Source organism: Acinetobacter endophylla (genome assembly GCF_053543775.1).
Map to the genome: position 1 here is coordinate 1 of NZ_JBLVOM010000053.1, position 423 is coordinate 423.

The window sequence follows — 423 nt, forward strand, 5'->3', positions numbered from 1 at the left end:
ATTGATCCATGGAAGGAATTTGCGGCTCATAACCGGCTGCATGCCAGACTATTCTTCCTCCGTAGCAGGGGATGTGGTTCAATTCATTTTCTTCAAACACAGCAAATTCTCCGTAAATCCCGTCCTCGAACATGATTTTCCAGCCGTCATCGGTGTTGCGGAACTGATAGGCCAGAGGACAGACATTGTGCAGCCAGTCCAAATTATTAATGTAACGCTCTTTGAAGCCAGGTTTGGTGATGACAAAAAAGTCCAGATCAGAGTAAGCGTCAAGTCTATGCAGTTCCGAACCCACAGAACCTAACCCCAGTAATAACAATGCCTCTTCCGTTGTACTCAAACTCTCACCGATAGCATTCAGCCGATCCAGCAATTGATCTTTAATACTCATAATAGTCCGCCTCTCATTATATGAATGTGCAA

1 protein-coding gene is annotated in these 423 nt (G+C 44.7%); it reads right to left on the reverse strand.

Translation table 11 applies throughout. The annotated features are described in order from the left end of the window. On the reverse strand, positions 1–391 hold a 391-nt coding region (locus ACNPNW_RS04280; protein WP_448766577.1), incomplete at its 3' end, for a hypothetical protein. Between the last annotated feature and the right edge of the window lie 32 nt (positions 392–423).